Annotated in this window: 18 protein-coding genes; 4 read left to right on the forward strand and 14 right to left on the reverse strand. The window is 41.9% G+C overall.

Going from position 1 to position 18047, the window contains the following annotated elements; genetic code table 11:
* Positions 1 to 5 precede the first annotated feature (5 nt).
* The 6 genes from ACSSWA_RS04170 to ACSSWA_RS04195 all read right to left on the reverse strand — a co-directional run bounded on the left by ACSSWA_RS04170 (position 6) and on the right by ACSSWA_RS04195 (position 8062).
* Positions 6 to 2216, reverse strand: coding sequence for a CHASE2 domain-containing protein (locus tag ACSSWA_RS04170; protein ID WP_437355307.1), 2211 nt, complete (start codon positions 2214 to 2216; stop codon positions 6 to 8).
* Entirely contained in the window at positions 2216 to 4588 is a 2373-nt protein-coding gene (locus tag ACSSWA_RS04175; RefSeq protein ID WP_437355308.1) for a hypothetical protein, read from the reverse strand. The genes ACSSWA_RS04170 and ACSSWA_RS04175 overlap by 1 nt, the downstream gene beginning before the upstream one ends.
* Positions 4589 to 4609: 21 nt before the next feature.
* Positions 4610 to 5329 carry a FecR family protein gene (locus tag ACSSWA_RS04180; RefSeq protein WP_437355309.1) on the reverse strand — a complete coding sequence of 240 codons (720 nt, stop codon included), beginning with the start codon at positions 5327 to 5329 and terminating at the stop codon, positions 4610 to 4612.
* 5 nt (positions 5330 to 5334) lie between these two features.
* A complete protein-coding gene (locus ACSSWA_RS04185; RefSeq protein ID WP_437355310.1) occupies positions 5335 to 6387 on the reverse strand; it encodes a hypothetical protein in 1053 nt (350 codons plus the stop codon).
* Positions 6388 to 6492: 105 nt separating this feature from the next.
* Positions 6493 to 6816, reverse strand: coding sequence for a DUF3467 domain-containing protein (locus ACSSWA_RS04190; protein ID WP_437355311.1), 324 nt, complete (start codon positions 6814 to 6816; stop codon positions 6493 to 6495).
* 79 nt (positions 6817 to 6895) lie between these two features.
* Entirely contained in the window at positions 6896 to 8062 is a 1167-nt protein-coding gene (locus ACSSWA_RS04195) for a tetratricopeptide repeat protein (RefSeq protein ID WP_437355312.1), read from the reverse strand.
* A gap of 182 nt (positions 8063 to 8244) precedes the next feature.
* Between ACSSWA_RS04195 and ACSSWA_RS04200 the strand changes: the two genes are divergently transcribed.
* From ACSSWA_RS04200 to ACSSWA_RS04215, 4 genes are read left to right on the forward strand one after another with little or no spacing between them, the layout of a single operon-like run.
* Positions 8245 to 9333, forward strand: a complete 1089-nt coding sequence (locus ACSSWA_RS04200; RefSeq protein WP_437355313.1) for an adenosine deaminase — start codon at positions 8245 to 8247, stop codon at positions 9331 to 9333.
* A 2-nt stretch (positions 9334 to 9335) separates the two neighbouring features.
* A complete protein-coding gene (locus tag ACSSWA_RS04205; protein ID WP_437355314.1) occupies positions 9336 to 9674 on the forward strand; it encodes a hypothetical protein in 339 nt (112 codons plus the stop codon).
* Positions 9667 to 11325, forward strand: a complete 1659-nt coding sequence (hutU, locus tag ACSSWA_RS04210) for a urocanate hydratase (RefSeq protein WP_437355315.1) — start codon at positions 9667 to 9669, stop codon at positions 11323 to 11325. Before ACSSWA_RS04205 ends, hutU begins: the two co-directional genes overlap by 8 nt.
* Before the next feature lie 28 nt (positions 11326 to 11353).
* A complete protein-coding gene (locus ACSSWA_RS04215; RefSeq protein ID WP_437355316.1) occupies positions 11354 to 12541 on the forward strand; it encodes an NAD(P)-dependent oxidoreductase in 1188 nt (395 codons plus the stop codon).
* A 56-nt stretch (positions 12542 to 12597) separates the two neighbouring features.
* On the opposite strand, the gene ACSSWA_RS04220 is transcribed toward ACSSWA_RS04215, so the two are convergent.
* The 8 genes from ACSSWA_RS04220 to atpG all read right to left on the reverse strand — a co-directional run bounded on the left by ACSSWA_RS04220 (position 12598) and on the right by atpG (position 18038).
* Positions 12598 to 13356, reverse strand: a complete 759-nt coding sequence (locus tag ACSSWA_RS04220) for a hypothetical protein (RefSeq protein WP_437355317.1) — start codon at positions 13354 to 13356, stop codon at positions 12598 to 12600.
* Between the two features lie 49 nt (positions 13357 to 13405).
* Positions 13406 to 13753 carry a 50S ribosomal protein L19 gene (rplS, locus tag ACSSWA_RS04225; protein WP_437355318.1) on the reverse strand — a complete coding sequence of 116 codons (348 nt, stop codon included), beginning with the start codon at positions 13751 to 13753 and terminating at the stop codon, positions 13406 to 13408.
* Positions 13754 to 13755: 2 nt separating this feature from the next.
* On the reverse strand, positions 13756 to 14436 hold the full coding sequence (gene trmD, locus ACSSWA_RS04230; RefSeq protein ID WP_437355402.1) for a tRNA (guanosine(37)-N1)-methyltransferase TrmD: 681 nt from the start codon (positions 14434 to 14436) through the stop codon (positions 13756 to 13758).
* Entirely contained in the window at positions 14426 to 14959 is a 534-nt protein-coding gene (gene rimM / locus ACSSWA_RS04235) for a ribosome maturation factor RimM (protein WP_437355319.1), read from the reverse strand. Before rimM ends, trmD begins: the two co-directional genes overlap by 11 nt.
* A gap of 14 nt (positions 14960 to 14973) precedes the next feature.
* A complete protein-coding gene (locus tag ACSSWA_RS04240; protein WP_014854949.1) occupies positions 14974 to 15207 on the reverse strand; it encodes a KH domain-containing protein in 234 nt (77 codons plus the stop codon).
* Positions 15208 to 15276: 69 nt separating this feature from the next.
* Entirely contained in the window at positions 15277 to 15720 is a 444-nt protein-coding gene (gene rpsP / locus ACSSWA_RS04245) for a 30S ribosomal protein S16 (RefSeq protein ID WP_437355320.1), read from the reverse strand.
* Between the two features lie 22 nt (positions 15721 to 15742).
* The gene (gene ffh, locus ACSSWA_RS04250) at positions 15743 to 17077 is read right to left on the reverse strand and encodes a signal recognition particle protein (RefSeq protein ID WP_437355321.1); all 1335 of its coding nucleotides are present in this window, start codon (positions 17075 to 17077) and stop codon (positions 15743 to 15745) included.
* A gap of 79 nt (positions 17078 to 17156) precedes the next feature.
* On the reverse strand, positions 17157 to 18038 hold the full coding sequence (atpG, locus tag ACSSWA_RS04255) for an ATP synthase F1 subunit gamma (protein ID WP_437355322.1): 882 nt from the start codon (positions 18036 to 18038) through the stop codon (positions 17157 to 17159).
* Positions 18039 to 18047: the final 9 nt, after the last annotated feature.

The raw sequence follows: 18047 nt of genomic DNA on the forward strand, positions 1-18047 counted from the left end.
TTTTATTATTTCGAGGTAAGTTCGAATACGCCGTCCCAATTTTCCGGAGGAGGATTGGAAATATAGAACTCGCAGCGTTCCGCATAAACCCTCGAAGGATAATCTTTGAGTTGTTCAAACGCTCTCCGGAAATAATCGCAAGCCGATTCGAAATTTCGCATTTTATACAAAGTCAATCCCTGGAAGTAAAAATCGAGTTTTTCCAACGCAGCCTTCGCGTCGGCGTCGTCAATTGTGCTTATCAACTCATATATTTTAGTAGGCACGGATTTGCCTTTCACTCTTATAATGTCGAGTTCCCTAGCGAGAAAATGTTCTTTAATTATTTCATAAGTCGAGTCGCTGATCATAATATTCGTACCGTACGCTTTATTGGCGCCTTCGAGCCTCGAAGCCAGATTTACGTTATCGCCCAGCACAGTATAATCGAATCTTTTTGAGCCGCCGATGTTGCCCACTATTGCCTCGCCTGTATTAATTCCGATTCTTATATAAATCGGAATTTCTTCGACAGTCATCCAATTGTTTCTCAATTCGACAAGACGTTTCTGCATTTTTAAAGCGGTATTGCACGCCAGAAGAGCATGGTCTTTTATTTCTACCGGAGCGCCCCAGAAAGCCATTATCGCATCGCCCAAATATTTGTCGACCGTCCCTTTATGATCGATTATTATTTCGCTCATCTCATTAAGAAATTCATTGATATATCCGACCAGTTCTTCGGGTTGTTTTTTTTCGGAGAACGAAGTAAAGTTGGCTATATCGCAAAACATAACGGTAATTTCTTTTCTTTCGCCTCCCAGTCTCAATTTCGACGGGTTGTTCAGCAATTCCGTAACAATCTCTTTGCTTACATATTGACTGAACATATTTTTTATAACAAGATTTTGTTTGCGCTCGCTTATAAAATTATACGCTGTCGACGTAAAATAAGACAGAACAATCGCCAGCGAATAGCTGACCGCAGGCGCAACCAGATGATGTTCGACAAACAACAAAACCGTTCCTCTGAATACGATATATACGCTTACGGCTATTAGTGTAAAATTCAATATTTCGTTTATGACGCTGTTTTTCAGTTTTAATTTTCTTACGGAGCCGGTCATTATATACGACAGAAAAGAAAGAAGGATTATAATGAAGAAAACGGCTGCGGCGGATTGTTTGTAAAGAAAATCCCGCCATAAAATATTTTGAACAACATTTGCATGAAATTCTACGCCGTACATGATATTGCCGCCGGTTTTTCTTTCCGAGAACGCGACGGGAAGCAAATCTCTGTCTTCCGGCATAGTCGATCCGATAATTACGATTTTATCTTTGAACATTCCCGAATGCAGCAACCCGATGTCAGGGTCGTCCCAGGTGTTAATTTCGATATCAAGCGAGCGCTCGTCAGACGTTTTATATTCTTTATCGTCGAGTACGTCGATTAAATTAACTCTTTTGAATGTCGCATTGCCCCCGTAAAAATTGATCAGCATGCTTTCGTTGTCCCATTTCGGTATTTTGATATCGTCCAGAACAAAATATCCGGCTGAGTCTTCGACCAGGTAATTATTTTTCAAATCTTTGAATTTATTAATTACCGCGAAACCGAAACTCGGGAAAGATTTACCGATTACTTCCGAACGAACGTAAGGAAGGTACCTGCGATAAACGCCGTCGTTGTCCGAAGGCACCTGAACTATTCCGATTGAGCTGTCCGCTCTAAAAAATATGTTGCCCAAATTGTAATTTGTTTTAGAGATAAAACTTTTGCCGGATTGCAGCTTGCCTTCATTCGATATATCGATTTTGCCAGCAAGTATAACCCTTCCCGATCGCTTTATGGACTGAGCCATTAAAGAATCATTTGAAGGCGAGTAGGAATCAGGATTAGAAAAATTAATATCGATGCCGATAGCTTTTACTCCGGCTTTCGAAAGATTGTTAATAACGCGCGCAAAGACCGACCGAGGCCAGGGCCATCTCCTCTCCTCTTTCGGTATCTGGTCGTATGTGCTTTGGTTTATTTCCAGAAGAATGATATTCGAACTGTCTTTAATATCGAGAGCGCCTCTTTCCTGAAATCTCTTGTCGATAAGACGCAGTTCGAGGTCTTTCAACGGCGATATTTCAAAAGGCGAAACATTTGTTATCAGAAAAGTTAATACGGCGGAAAGAAACGCAATAAGAATTCCGCCCCAAAAATCTTTCTCTTTCTTTTTCTTCATTAGAAGCTGAATCTCGCGGATAAACCTGTTATCGAGTTCGTATACTTGCCGGGATAATGGAAAAATCTTGCCTGTAATCCGACGAATAAATTTGCAATCAAATTATAATCCGCCAGCAGCTCCACATAATGCCGCTTGAAATCGCCGAAGCTGGGATTATAAGAAAACGTAAACTGCAGGCGGTCTTCCAGCATTTTATATTTTATACGTCCCAAAAACGAAACGTAATCGTAAGTAACGCTTTGCAATTCCGTCGAGTTGAATAAAATCTGTATTAACGACGTCAGATTTCTGTTCCAAAAACTATTGACCGAAAGCGAAACGGAATTATATGTGAGATCATTTTTGAACAAAGATTCGTCTTCCCTTTTTTGATTTACAAGCGTAAAAGAAACGGAGTTTCGAACATACAGGTCGAAACTGTAAGATACGCCGAGCGAAATTCTGTTCGTCTTATCGTTAATCATATATCGATTGTAAAGGGTGTCGTTAATATCGATGCCGTTGTTCTTTTTGTATTGATTATAGGATAATGTGATACGCGGGAAATCAATTCTCGGGAAGTAAGATATCGACGTTGAAATATTGTCGAAAGACGTGGTCGCAATTTTTGTATTCTGTAAATTGTCTTCCAGTTTTTCGAGTCCCAACGATATGAACAATTGATTATCCAGAAGGCGGACGCGGTCGCTAATATTGAATCCTCTTATATCCGTTCTCAAATAATTCTGTCCGAACGACTGGAAATCGTTGCCGCGATAAATATACGAGGCTTTCAAAGTATTATAAAAATAATTAACGCTCAAATTTGTTTCGGCTGCCAGAGAAGCAAATTCCTGAGGATTCAGAGGTCCGAGGTATTCGTTAACGGTAATGAAATTTCCGAGAATATCGCGAATGGTTCTGATTTGATCGGGGTCTACGTCGATCGATTTTCCCGGTCCGAATACCGAATCGATTCTTGAATCTTCAATTTCGCCGGCGGAAATATCATTGTTGTTCATACTGAATGCGACCTGTGAATTGAACGTAATGTTTTTATTGTCGAGCGCGAACATCAAGTCGGCGCCGAATACGGCATTTTCCTTCGGGCGCGACCCGAACTCAATCGAACCCGGATCGTCTTTGCCGTGCAAATACGAGAAGCCCAACTGAAAATTCTCGCCCCTGCCGAATGACGGTCTTACAGAAAATATTTCTCTTTTGAATGTGCCCAGTTCTACCCTCCCGTACGGATTGCCGTATCTGAGTTCGTCAATCAGGATTACATTCGAGCCGAGAGGAGCATTTTCCTTTTGATAGGTTTCTAAAAGTTTACCTTCAATTCCGCGAGTAATTTCGCCGAATGAAGTTTGCAGATTAAAAAATCCTAAATTAATTTCACCGCTTATTCCTCTTACCCTCTTGCCGTTTAAAATCAAGGAAGGAAATCTCGGATAAGCGTCGCCCAAATGGATTTCAAAAATATCGCCGCCTGCAATTTTCAGACTGTAGCGATTATAAGGCTGGAGATTACTTTTTTCTTCCGACGTTACATAAAACCTTCCGTCTATATTCAATGCGCCGTAAGACGCATTAATTTTTGCATTAACATTAGAATATTGAGTGTTCGTTTCGCTTACGTTTTCAGATCTTGTTTCCGCGCTTATATTCCCCCTGTATTTAAATTGGTTCTCAAGCTGCGCCATTCTCTCGCTTGAAATTACCCGAATATTACGGACTAGTGTATGATAGATATTTCCTTCTTTGTCATAAATTTCCGCTTTAAATGAATATAAGCCTGGGTTTATTTCGATATTAGCCGTACTTAAAATAATTAAATCGCCCGCTATAAGCGCTTTTGAAGTTACGTCTTCGTTATTCAGAAATAATTTTGTTTTCTTAATATCAATCTTGTCAGACGCCTTCATAAAAGACAAACTAACGAGAAAATTTTCCGGGGTGGGCTTTTCGTCCGGAGCCGGGCTTAATACCAATATTTCTTTGGATTTTTCCGACGGCGCCCTGACGGCAATTTGAAGAGGCGGCGTTCCGTCGGGAACCCCTTGAGGATAAGTTTCGACAGAACCGTCCTTCAAATAAATAATAATATAGTATTCGATATAAGGGCTTAACACCGATTCCCCCGAAATATCTGCGCTGGCGGTGTTCCCCTTGACCTCCATTTCTTTTACGATGAATTCATCCTTTCCGAACTGTCTGTAAGCAATTTCCATTGATGAGATATTGTCCGAAGAGACCAGATTGGCTGTAATATTTACAGGCGAATTCTCAACTGCCTCGCTAATCCGTACATCGGTAATATAATTACTGACCTGAGCGTAAATAAAACTCGCCGATAGAAAAAACGCTATGAAATATTTTTTATACATAAATATTACCTTATAAAATTTTTATTCTTCAGGCGCATAGTATTCTATTTCGACAGTGCCTTCGTCTGTTTCAATATAAATTTTCTTTGCATCAGCTTGCTTGGACAATTTAATTTTATTCATATCTTCCTGATTTTGACCGCGAAATTGGAAATTGCCGTCGGGTGTAATAATAACCGTATTGCCTTCATTCAATTGCCCTGTTCCGCCTTGAGGACCCCGGAAAGAAAGATCCGCCATTCCGGATTCCAGCGACATCGTAAAAGTGCTGTCTTCGTCGAATTCAAGAAATCCGTTTGTGCCGCGTATTGAAGCTACAACCGTGGGAGTAGTAAACCGGAATTCTTCGCCTTCGGACTGCTTGTTAACGTCGAAGCCAATCATGCCTCTTTGTATAAAAGCATCCTTGTTTAATTTTCTGTTTTCTGACGTTCCGTAAATATGAAGGATTGAATTTTCACGCACTCTTAAAATTCCCGAACCGTCCTTGAAAATTACAACCGCCAAAGATTTAGAACCTGTCCTCAATTCGTTGCCGTCAGAAAGAGGCAGACCGATTTTTGCTTCCCTCCATTCCGGATCTTCTTCGCTCAATCGATATGCGACGTTATTAAATACTTTTTTGATAAGGGCGATTAATTCTTTTGTTTCGTCAACAGGCTTGCGGTTGTTGTCGCCCTGCCCCGAGTTAAATCCGATAAGAAGCGGAGCTATGATTAAAAAAATCACTTTCAGTTTCATTGTAATCACCTGTTTTTAAAATCTATTGAAATGATGGACTCTCCATTTTGTTCGAGATAATCGAGCAAAGCGTTTAAGACGCTGAGATCGATTTGGTTGCCCTCGTTGTCGAAAATTTTAATCTCTTCGGGCTTTATCTCGCCGTTCAGCAATTTATTCACGAATTCCGCGCTCACTTTGTTTTGAAGAAAATTTGCAAGACGGAGCACAGCAGGGCTGGCAGGACGAACTCCGGCAGTCTCGCTGCCGGGAGCAGTTGAAGTTCTGAAAACCCTCGGCTGACTCGCCAATCTTATGACCTCTCCCGCGCCTTCAATTTTAGCCGTAACAGACACCACAATATTAGTATCCGGCAAAATTTCCCTCGTTGCGCTTTCCGTTAAATTGATTTGCGTAACGCCCTTTTCTACTTCGAGATCATCCACCAGAGGATCGCCCGAATTAAGAGCGTCTTCCGGCGTGGCGCCTGCATCCATATAATTTGCTCTGATTATATAACCGCTCGCGCCGGGTGACTGATCCCACGTTATTATTATACTTCCGACGTCCACTTCTTCATCTTCAATAGGCGACGTAATTTCAGGAGGAGTTGGATTCAGAAACGTAAAGATTCTTTCGTCTTCGGCTTGCGCTCCTGTATTTGTATCTTGCACTTTCAGGACAACCCTGACTATACCTTTCAACCTGCCGATACTGACGATGTCAGAAATTATATCTGAATTGTAATCGGAATATTCAAAAGATAAGTCGCTTTTATCCAATTCATCATTATAAAAAGTTCTGGATAAGAAAGGCTTCGTCTTGAAAGAGGCAACTTGCTCGAAATTCGAATTCTCGTCCCTTTTCCATTCAACTACTCCTTCCACGACAACTTCCGTATTTTCCGGAAAGATTGATACTCTCATAATACGAGGTTGATTGGAGATGTTTTCGTCGGGCAAAAAGGCGGCTAAGTCTATAGTAGCGAGATCCTGAAATACATCCAATTGAATCGAGACTCCCTGCTGAGCATTTAAAGTTATTGCCAGCAGAAGAGCCAGGAGAGTGGTCTTTTTCATTGCAGCTCCGATTTGTTTTACCAGCCCTAATTGAGGACAAAATAAAAGTAACTAATTATTTCGATTTCCTCAATCAAAAATTTTTAGAGCCGGTCCGGAGCGGATTTAATTTACTTTGTTTTCCTTGTCCGGATTAATAAAACCGTACTGGGGGGAAGTGTGCGCGTCGATTCTAATTTCACCGAAACGGGCTTCGAATTTTTCGATATTGTCTTTGAGCGCGCGCATTAACATTTTTGCATGCTGCGGCGTAGTAATTATTCTGGCAAGCACCTTTGCTTTCGGCGCTCCGGGCACCACTCTAGTGAAATCGATTACAAATTCCGCGGGAGAATGAGTAATTATTGCAAGGTTTGAGTATATGCCTTCGGCTTCTTTTTCGCCCAATTCGATGTTTATTTGCTGAGGTTTCTTTTCGTTTTGTTCCATTGCCGCTCCTGTTTGTAGGGGAGTTTATATTTAAGAGGAAAGAAATCCGGGGGAGAGAGCCTCCCCCGGAACAGTAATTTTATTGTCTTAACTGATCCGCTTTATTGAAAGCTTCAGCGGATTTTTCTTCGTTACCGAGATTGGCATAAACTTTACCCAATAATTCCCAAATAGTCGCTTCGTTCGGATTTTCTTCCAGGTATTTTTCAAGATAAGGGATAGCCGCCTGGAATTTTTCTTTGAATTTCGCTTCGTCTACTTCGCCTTTCTCTTCCATTTCTTCGCGTATTTGAGCTCCCCATCGAATATAGGTTACAGCCAGATTGTAAATCGCATTAGTATAATTCGGGTCGATTTCCACTGCCTTTTTGAAATGCTCTTCCGCGCCCTCGAAATCATTGGAATTTAATAAAAGGACAGCCAGGTTATATTGATAAAATTTATTTCCGGGATCTTTTTCAACGCCTTTTTTGAATGCATCGAGAGCTACGTCGAGTTTGTTAGCCGAAATGTAGGCGTTCGAAAGTCTCAACAATATTTCGTTGTCGTCGGGGAACAAATCCCTTCCTTTTTCGAGCACAGAAATTGCTTTGTCGAAATATTCGTAAGCTTTAACGCTGTCCTGCTCGTTTTTGGTTTCGTTATACGAATCGAGCAACGTGTTGCCTTTTTCCGTATAAATTTGACCGAGCATTGCGAACGCTTCCGCCGAGGATCCCATGGCGGTCAATTTTTCGAGAGGTTCGATTGCATCGTCAATTTTATTCATATTCAGGTAAGTGTATACCAGATTGATATAGCCCACCGAGGAATCGGGCTCGCAAAGAATCGAATTGTTGAACTGCTCGGCAGCCTGTTCGAAAAACATTTGCATTGTATCCTGAGCGGTCGCATTGCTGGCTTTATTGAACAGATTAACGCCTTTGTTGAAACTCGTTGCCCAATAATATTTCTTCGATTCCTCTATCTGACTTTTGAATTTGTCGCTGATTGATAAAGATTTATCGAATGCATTTAACATTTCGGGAATGTTGCCTTCTTCGCCGTAAATATATCCCAGAAGATACCAGCCTTCGTCGCTGTTCGGATTCTTTGCAATCTCTTTCTGGAGGGCTTCTTTGGCTTTTTCGTATTGTTTTTGATTAATATAAAGCTTTGCGCCTGTCAATTCCGCCGAAGCACATTGAAATGCAGTAATACCCAAAGCCATTCCCAAAATACTAAGAAAAATAAGCGCTTTTTTCATTGATACTCCTGATTTTTATCTAAAATAATACCTCGAAAAATAACCAATTTAGGATTCCTAAGTCAAGATTTTTTTCAATCCCTTAATTATTGAATCGCCTTTCCCGCTTAGCTCATTTCTTTTGCACGGCAAATTGATTTTAGAGCGTTAAAAGGATATTTTTGAAACTAAAAGAGGATAAAATGAAAACCGAAGAAATTATAAGAAACGTACCCAAAGTAATGCTTCACGACCACCTGGACGGCGGATTGAGACCACAGACGGTTGTCGATCTGGCGAAAGAAATAGGATATAAGAAATTACCCACAACCGATCCGTCGGAACTGGCGGAATGGTTCCACCGCGGCGCCAACAAAGGCAATCTTGTCGAATATCTTCAGGGTTTTGAGCATACATGCGCCGTAATGCAGACAAAGGAAGCTCTTAAAAGAGTTGCTTATGAGATGCTCGAAGATATGAAAAACGACGGCGTCTGCTACGTCGAAACTCGTTTTGCGCCGGTGTTTCATACTCAAAAAGGACTTTATTACGAAGATGTAATCGATGCGGTTCTGGAAGGATTGGAACAAGGCAAAAAAGATTTCGGCGTCGGCTACGGATTGATATTATGCGGAATGAGAAATATGAGAAACACGCTCGAAATTGCCGAGCTTGCAGTCAACTACAGGAATCAGGGTGTAGTCGGATTCGACCTTGCTGGCGAAGAAGGCGGATATCCTCCCAAAAAGCATCTCGACGCTTTTCAATACATTAAACAGAAAAATTTCAATATCACCATTCACGCAGGAGAAGCGTTCGGCAAAGAATCGATTTGGCAGGCAATTCAAATTTGCGGAGCGCACAGAATCGGTCACGCTACCCGCCTCGTAGAAGATATTGTTTTTGACAAGGATGGAAACGTAGTGCAATTGGGCGAACTGGCGCAATATATACTCGACACACGACTACCGCTGGAAATCTGCCTCTTGAGCAACGTCCACACCGGCGCGGTCGACAAACTCGAAAACCATCCGTTCATCAAATTATTTCGCGAAAAATTCAGAGTCTTTCTAAATACAGACGACCGCCTGATGAGCGATACTACTCTTACAAAAGAATACACAATCGCCAGCGAACTGTTCGGTCTTAACCTGGACGATATCGAAAAACTCAATATAAATGCGATGAAATCGTCCTTTATTCCATACAAGGAACGATTATATTATATTTACAATGTAATTAAACCCGGTTTTCAAAAAATGAGAGAAAAACTACTATCATTAAAGGTATAACTATGGCAAAACCGTTATTCAAAAATTATTCTTACGAATTCGACAAAAACGAAAAAAAATTATTAATCACATTTTGTAAAACAATCATTAAACAGATGTCGACCGACGACAGATTTTACAATGAAATCAAAACTTTCAATTCTCTGCTTCAAAAATTGGAAAGCGACGGCAATCCCGTAAAGCTTACGAAAGACGAAAAGACAAAACTCGTATTCCGGCTGAAAGAAAATGAAAAACATCTTGAAAAGCAGATAAAAAGCGCGGGTTTTATAAAAAAATGGATTTACAAACCTCTCTACAAACAATATAAAAACATTATAGAGACGCATTTTAATGACTGAAAGAATAATCAAAGCGCCTACAGGCACAAAACTGACCTGTAAGGGCTGGGTTCAGGAAGCGGCAATGCGCATGCTTATGAACAACCTGGATCCGGAAGTGGCTGAACGACCCGCAGACCTGATCGTCTACGGCGGCTCGGGCAAAGCTGCCCGCAACTGGGAAAGCTTTGACGCTATTGTTAAAACTCTTAAAGATTTGAATAACGACGAGACTTTATTAATTCAATCAGGTAAACCCGTGGCGGTTTTCAAAACACACGAAAATGCGCCGCGCGTTATCATTTCGAATTCAATGCTAGTTCCCGATTGGGCTACGTGGGACGAATTCCGCCGACTCGAAGGATTGGGACTAACGATGTACGGTCAAATGACCGCAGGCAGCTGGATTTATATCGGCACTCAGGGAATTCTTCAGGGAACATACGAAACTTTTGCCGCTTGCGCCGACAAATATTTTAACGGTTCTTTATCGGGAAAATTTCTTTTAACTGCCGGACTCGGCGGTATGGGCGGCGCTCAGCCTCTCGCCGCTACTATGAACGGCGCCGCATTCCTGGGCATCGACGTCGATCCTTCAAGAATTCAAAAACGACTCGATACGGGTTATATCGATAAGATGACTTACGATTTGGATGAAGCGTTGAAACTTACGCTCGAAGCCAAGGAAAACAAACAAGCGCTCTCCGTCGGGTTGGTCGGCAACGCCGGCGAGGTATTACCCGAAATTTTGAAAAGAGATATCATTCCAGATATTGTTACCGACCAGACTTCGGCGCACGATACGCTGAACGGCTATGTGCCGATGGGCATGAGTTTGCAAGAAGCATTGAACCTGAGAAAAAAAGACCCGCAAAAATATATTTCGCTGGCAAAGAAAACAATCGTTGAACATGTCAAAGCGTTGCTCGAATTCCAAAGAAGAGGCGCTGTGGCTTTCGACTACGGCAACAATATACGCGGCGAAGCGAAAGAAAACGGCGTAGAAAACGCTTTTGACATACCGGGATTTGTACCCGAATACATACGACCCCTGTTTTGCGACGGCAAAGGTCCCTTCAGATGGGCAGCATTGAGCGGCGATCCCGAAGATATTTACGTTACCGACCAAGCCGTTATCGAAGCGTTTCCCGAAGACAAAAAGCTCGTTCGCTGGATTGAAATGGCGGGCAAAAAAGTTCACTTTCAAGGTCTACCGGCTCGCATCTGCTGGCTCGGATACGGGGAAAGAGCTAAAATGGGAAAAATATTCAACAAGCTTGTCGCTGAAAAAAAAGTAAAAGCTCCGATCGTAATCGGCAGAGATCATCTTGACTGCGGTTCTGTAGCTTCTCCCAATCGTGAAACCGAAGGCATGAAAGACGGCAGCGACGCAATAGCGGATTGGCCTGTTTTGAACGCGCTGCTGAATGCCATAGGCGGCGCAAGCTGGGTCTCCGTTCATCACGGCGGCGGAGTCGGCATCGGCAAATCGATTCACGCAGGAATGGTAATAGTTGCAGACGGCACGCCCGAAGCAGAACAGCGGCTCGAACGGGTTTTAACTTACGACCCCGGCATGGGAATTGTCCGCCATGCAGACGCCGGTTACGACAGGGCAATTGAAAACGCTTTGAAATTTAATATTAATATTCCGATGATTAATAAAAGGTAATCATTAACAAATACAGGATAAATCTAAAATGAAAGTATTAATTGCCGACAAATTTCCCGAACAGTACATTAAAAAACTCGAGGAAGCCGGAATTGAAGTGATCTACAATCCGAATCTGGGAGAAAAAGACCTTCCGGAAGCCGCCAGGGAAGTAGATTGCCTTGTAGTGCGTTCAACAGTAGTCAGCGCCGAGACAATCGAAAAATCGCAGAATCTGAATTTAATCGTTCGGGCAGGCGCAGGCGTAAACAATATCAATATTCCCGCGGCAAACAAAAAAGGAATCTATGTGGCAAATTGCCCCGGCAAAAACGCCATAGCGGTAGCCGAACTTGCAATCGGATTAATGATTGCATGCGACAGACGTATACCTAATAACGTTATCGATTTCAGAGAAGGAAAATGGAACAAAGCCGAATATTCGAAAGCTAAGGGATTGCACGGCAGAACGCTTGCAATCGTCGGTTACGGGCATATTGGCAAGGAAGTAGCAAAACGCGCTCAAGCCCTCGGTATGAACATCTACGCTAAAGATATTTCGAGAATAGAAGGCTACGGAGTTAAAGACTTTTCCGAATTCGATAAAGTTTTGCCGATTGCCGACGTAGTTTCGGTGCACCTTCCGTCAACTCCGGAAACAAAAGGACTCTTCAACGAAAAAATGTTTAATATGATGAAAGACGGCGCGATTTTTATTAATACATCAAGGGCAGACGTTGTAGACGAAGAAGCTCTGATCAAAGCCGTCAAAGAAAAAAATCTACGCGTAGGTCTGGACGTTTTCAAAGACGAACCCGAAGACAAAAAAGGAAGCGTTTCTTCAAAACTTCAGGAACTCGAGAATGTTTATGTAACGCATCATATAGGAGCGTCCACGGAACAAGCTCAGAACGCGGTAGCCGAAGAAACAGTAAATATAATACTGGGCTATATTAAAAGCGGAGTAATTGCCCACTGGGTAAACAAAGCTAAAGCGCCCGACACTCACTATCAGTTAGTGGTTAAGCATTACGACAAACCCGGCGTGCTGGCTTCGGTGCTCGATATTATTAAAGACGGTGACATTAACATCGAAGAGATCGAAAACATAATTTTCGACGGCGGTCTGGTAGCATGTTGTACGATGAAACTTAAAGCTCCTCTCAGCAACGAAATGCTCGAAAAAATCAGAGAAAATCCGAACGTGATAACTTATTCTCACGTTATGCTCGATTAAAAAAAAAAGCTGCCCGCGCGGCAGCTTTTTTTAATAAATTTTTTCAGAAGAGCGCTTTAAACATATTTCACGTCAAAAATATCGTCGATTATACCGTGATAGTAAACTAGCTTTATAAGTTCCTGAACAGCCTCGGTCTCGTTGGGAGTCAATTCGTAATAAATCGAATTAAAATTGTCCGTCAGGAAATTTTTCACTTCATCGTTTAATTCGAGCGCGTTGATAATATCCTCAATATTGTCTTCAATCAACGTGTCTATTTTCTTAAAAGTATTATTGAACTCCTCGAGTTTCTCCCTGTTTTCAGAAACCAACAGATAGTTGACATAGGGCAAGTTAAGAAGGTCGGATATTTCATCCGCCAGGCTGAGTCCTATTTTGAATTTACCGTCGAGGAAATTTTCGTCGCCTGCTATAAGATAATCTTTATCAGGGTCAAGCTCCCGGGATGTATCCAGAATAATTTCAGGGTCTACCGAATAACGTTCCTCGAACAGCATCTTTGAAATCAACGCTTCGTTAACGGATATATCGCCTCGAAGATGAATTTTATCGACAGTTCTTTCGCCTTTTACAAAATAGAGATAAGCCGAAGACAATATGCCGTCGAATGATATTCCGATTTTAGAAGACACAAAGAGTTCTTTATTGTTAATTAAATCGAGCGTGGGAACGAGTCCGATACTATCTTTGTCATTCAGAATATTTTTTACCACCATCGGCGAAGGAGAAGAAATGACATTATAATTCTGTTTAACCGAGGGTTCGTTCGAAAAAATCTGAATAAAGATATTATTTGGCGCGTATAAGTTCATAGCATAGATAAAAAAAGCCGCTCATCAAGCGGCTTTTCTTTTTTTAATATTATCTGACATTCTTGCTTTTAATTTTAGCGGCTTTACCCGACAAATTGCGCAGGTAGTAAAGTTTTGCGCGTCTTACCCTGCCTTGTCGAATTACTTCGATTTTGGCAATTCTGGGCGAGTTGACGGCGAAGATTCTTTCGACGCCAACGCCGCTTGCAATTTTGCGCACCGTAAAAGTTTTAGCGGCGCCGGAGCCGCGTACGTTGATAACGTCTCCTTCGAAAGGCTGAATTCTTTCTTTGTCGCCTTCAATAACTCTTACGTGCACTTTAATTCGGTCTCCGCTTCTGAATTCGGGTATGTCGGTACGTAACTGTTCAGCTGTCAGTTCTTTTATCTTATCCATTGTTACTCCATATTATTTATTTTTTTCCATTTTTCCGTTAATATTTTCGACTGCTCTTCTTTCCACGTCTTAATTTTTTTTTCGTTGCCCGAGCGCAATACTTCGGGTACCTCCATTCCTTTATAGACTGCCGGACGCGTATAGTAAGGAGCTTCGATTATGTCTCCGTCCATGAGCGAGTCGTTCAATGCCGATTCGCTGTCGTTTAATACTCCCGGAATTAAACGCACAACCGAATCGATTATGACTAACGCCGCAATTTCGCCGCCCGTCAAAACATAATTGCCGATTGAAATTTCGTCCGTGGCAAATTTTTGTCTTACGCGGTCGTCAATTCCTTTATAATGACCGGCGATAATCATAATATTTTTTGCCAGCGAAAATTTATTGGCAAGCTTCTGGTTATAAAACTTGCCGCCGGGAGTAGGAAATATGATATGGTCATATTTTCGCTGGTTCAATAATTCTTCAATGCATTCAAAGAACGGTTCCGGTTTAAGAAGCATACCGGGTCCGCCGCCAAAGGGCTTATCGTCTATCTGTTTATGCTTGTCGTAAGCATAATCGCGCAGATTATGGACGTAAATTTCAACTTTTTTTCTATCCTGTGCGCGCTTCAGAATACTCGTATTCAAAGGACTCGTAAGAGAATCGGGCACAGCCGATATAACGTCAATCCTCATTGTCATAGAGCAAATCGCTGTCGTCTGTTAAGTCGAGTCTTTTATTTACAGCGTCAAATTTTTTAATGTAATCTTTAAGCGCCGGAAGAAGAATTTCTTTTCCGTCATTGTCTTTAATTACATAAACGTCATTAGATTTAAGAACCCATACGTCTTGAATAACTCCTACCAAAAGACCCGCACGGTAGACTTTACTACCAATCAAGTCATGAATGAAGAAAGTTAACTCGTCGAGTTCAACTTTGTTTTCTTCATCGACGTATAAACTCTTGCCAATAAACAATGCTGCGTCCTCTGCCGTATCGAAGCCTTTTAATTTCAGCAAGACACGGTCATCCTCAACCACACAGTCTTCGACATCGAAACGTTTAACGTTGCCGAAGAATTCGACATAAACGTACTCGAGGTCGAAAAATCTCTCACTAAAATCGGAATAGGAATCTACCGCAAAAAATCCTTGCTCGTCAGCAACGGATTTAACAACAGCAATTAAGATTAAATCATTTACCGAAGGATGTTGCATCCCGCAGCAAACGATTAATCCAAGATTTTCAATATAGCGCGTTTTCCTTCTTTAGCAGCGATAGCTGTCAGCAATGTGCGCATTGCCTGAGCAGTTTTTCCCTGTTTTCCGATTACCTTACCGACATCTTCGGCGCCGACTTTAAGAGTAAGCTCGATGGTCTTTTCGTCGGGAGTGGATTCTTCCAACTGTACAGTATCGGGATTATCCACAAGGTGCTTTGCGATAAATTCAATAAATTCCTTCATGAGAGTACCTATAATATTGGTAAATAACGGGTACCTAATTTAGAGCGCCTGTTTCCGGCTTTACCGGATTCAGGCTTCATCGGAAGCAGTACCCTGTGCTTCCTGCGAATCTTCGGATTTAACTTCTTCCGGCTTTTTCTCTTCTTTTTTCGATTTAGCAGCTTTCTTGCTCAGTTTGGCTTCCAAACTAGCTTGTTTCATTTTTTTCCATTCTTCGAGTTTGGCTTCGATTTCCTGATCGGACAAGCCTTTTTTCTGGAGCTGTCTTTTCAGGAAAATTCCCTGAGCTGAAAGCAAATTGCGAACAGTCGTAGTCGGTTGCGCTCCGACATTCAGCCAGTAGAGAGCGCGTTCTTCTTTTATTTCAACTGCAGCCGGCTCAGTTTTGGGATTATAAGTTCCAATAGCTTCGATAAATTTACCGTCTCTCGGTGATCTCGAATCGGCAGCAACAACTTTATAGATTGGCTGCCTCTTTTTTCCCATTCGTTTCAGTCTTAATTTAACCGCCAATTTATTTATTCCTCCTTTATGTTTAATTTAATCCAAATTTTTTCAAATTCAACATACCCCTGCCGCCGCCTTGTTTATTGATCATCTTGATCATTTTCTGCATTTCGTTAAACTGTTTTATCAGCCGATTGACATCCTGAATTGTATTGCCGCTTCCCCTGGCAATTCTTTTCCGGCGGCTGCCGTTGAGAATATTAGGATTGCTTCGCTCTTCTTTAGTCATCGACTGAATTATCGATTCGACTTTTACCAATTGTTTATCGTCGATATCCGCATTTTTAATTGCCGAACCGACGCCGGGTATCATTGAAATTATCGATTTCAAAGAACCCATTTTTTTTAGCATCTTAATTTGTTTCAAAAAATCGTCGAAGTCAAATTTATTTGCCATTAATTTTTTCTGCAGCTCTTCGGCTTCCTTTTCGTCGACCTGCTGCTGAGCCTTTTCGACGAGAGAAACAATATCCCCTTTACCGAGAATTCTGGAAGCCAGCCTGTCCGGATAAAAGACTTCGATCGAATCGAGCTTTTCGCCGGCGCTGACAAATTTTACCGGGCGATCGACGACCGCGCGAATCGAAAGGACGCATCCGCCTCTCGAATCGCCGTCCAGCTTCGTAATTACTATACCGTCAAAATCGACTTTTTCATGAAAAGCCTTGGCGGAATTTACCGCATCCTGACCGGTCATAGAATCGACGACAAAAAGAGTTTCGGTCGGATTGACCTTTTCTTTAATGGCGGCCGCTTCGCGCATCATTTCTTCGTCAATATGCAGTCTACCGGCCGTGTCGATAATAACGGTATTCAGTTTATTCTGTTTGGCATAATCAACCGCTTCTTCGGCAATTTTTACCGGATCCTTGCTGCCATCAATCGAAAAGACCGGAACGTCGATTTGTTTTCCGAGTATTTTCAATTGATTGACAGCCGCAGGACGATAAACGTCGGCAGCAACTAAAAGAACATCGCGTTTTTTGCTTTTCAATAACCTGGCTAACTTGGCGCTGAAAGTCGTTTTACCGCATCCCTGAAGACCTATCAGCATTATTGTCGTAATGCCGGAGGGATTAATTCTAATTTCCGCTCCGCTGCCTCCAAGCAGCCTTGTTAATTCATCATATATAATTTTGGTTATAAGCTGACCGGGAGTAATTGAAGCAAGAACTTCTTTCCCGAGCGCTTTAACCTTGACATCTTCGATAAATTGTTTTGCAACTTTATAATTTACGTCAGCATCCAAAAGAACACGACGGATTTCCCGAAGAGTTTCGGATATGTTTTCTTCGGTCAAGCGTCCCTGTCCTGTAACTTTCTTTAATACCCGTTCGAATTTTTCAGTCAGTTCTTCGAGCATAATCTATCAACTCTCGTTAAGATAATAAAAAGGTAATGAATATCAAACTATTTCGGTTCCGGCATCTATTCTAACGGGTTTATCCTTCTTTAAGCGCATTAGCTCCGGATACAATTTCAATTATCTCTCGCGTAATAGTAGCCTGTCGTTCCTTGTTGTATGTAATCTGTAAATTCCTAATCAATTCTTTAGCATTTTCTGTAGCCATATCCATTGCCGTCATTCTGGCGCCCAATTCCGCCGCATATGATTCGAGCAGCGCTCTCCACATTTGCGAATTGAGGTGTTTGGGCAGCAATGAATTGATAATGCCCGATTTATCCGGTTCGTATATATATTCAGCCGCTTTAACTTCGTGGTTTTCTTCGGCAAAAGGCGTAATGGGCAGCAATTGTTCAATAACCGTTTTTTGCTGAATTATCGATCTGAACTCGTTGTAAACAACGACGACCCTGTCGATTTGCCCGTTAATAAATTTATGAGTCAATTCTTTGACCAAGCCGGATGCAAATTCAAATTTCAAGCGTGAAAAAATTCCGGGGTGAGCTCCAGCCACATTGTAATTCCGCTTTTTGAAATAATCGAGTCCTTTCTTGCCCACGCAATAAAGTTCCAATTTCCCTTCGTCATTGTATTTTTTATAATCATCGCGGATCAAGTCCTCGGCGGTACGGATTACATTCATATTAAAACTGCCGCAAAGCCCTCTGTCGGACGTAACTACTACAAACGCCACATTCTCGACTTTACGCTCGGTCAATAACGGGTGGCTGAAATTCTTTTCGATATTTAAGAGGTGCGACAACACTTCGGAAATTTTGCGCGAATAAGGGCGCGCGTTTATAATATTCTCCTGAGCGCGCCGGAGTCGCGCAGCGGCAACCATTTTCATTGCTTTGGTTATCTGCTGCGTGCTTTTTACGCCTACAATTCTTCTTTTTATGTCCCTAAGCGTTGCCATTCTTTACAA

The organism is Melioribacter sp. Ez-97 (genome assembly GCF_051488665.1).
Classification (GTDB): domain Bacteria; phylum Bacteroidota; class Ignavibacteria; order Ignavibacteriales; family Melioribacteraceae; genus Melioribacter.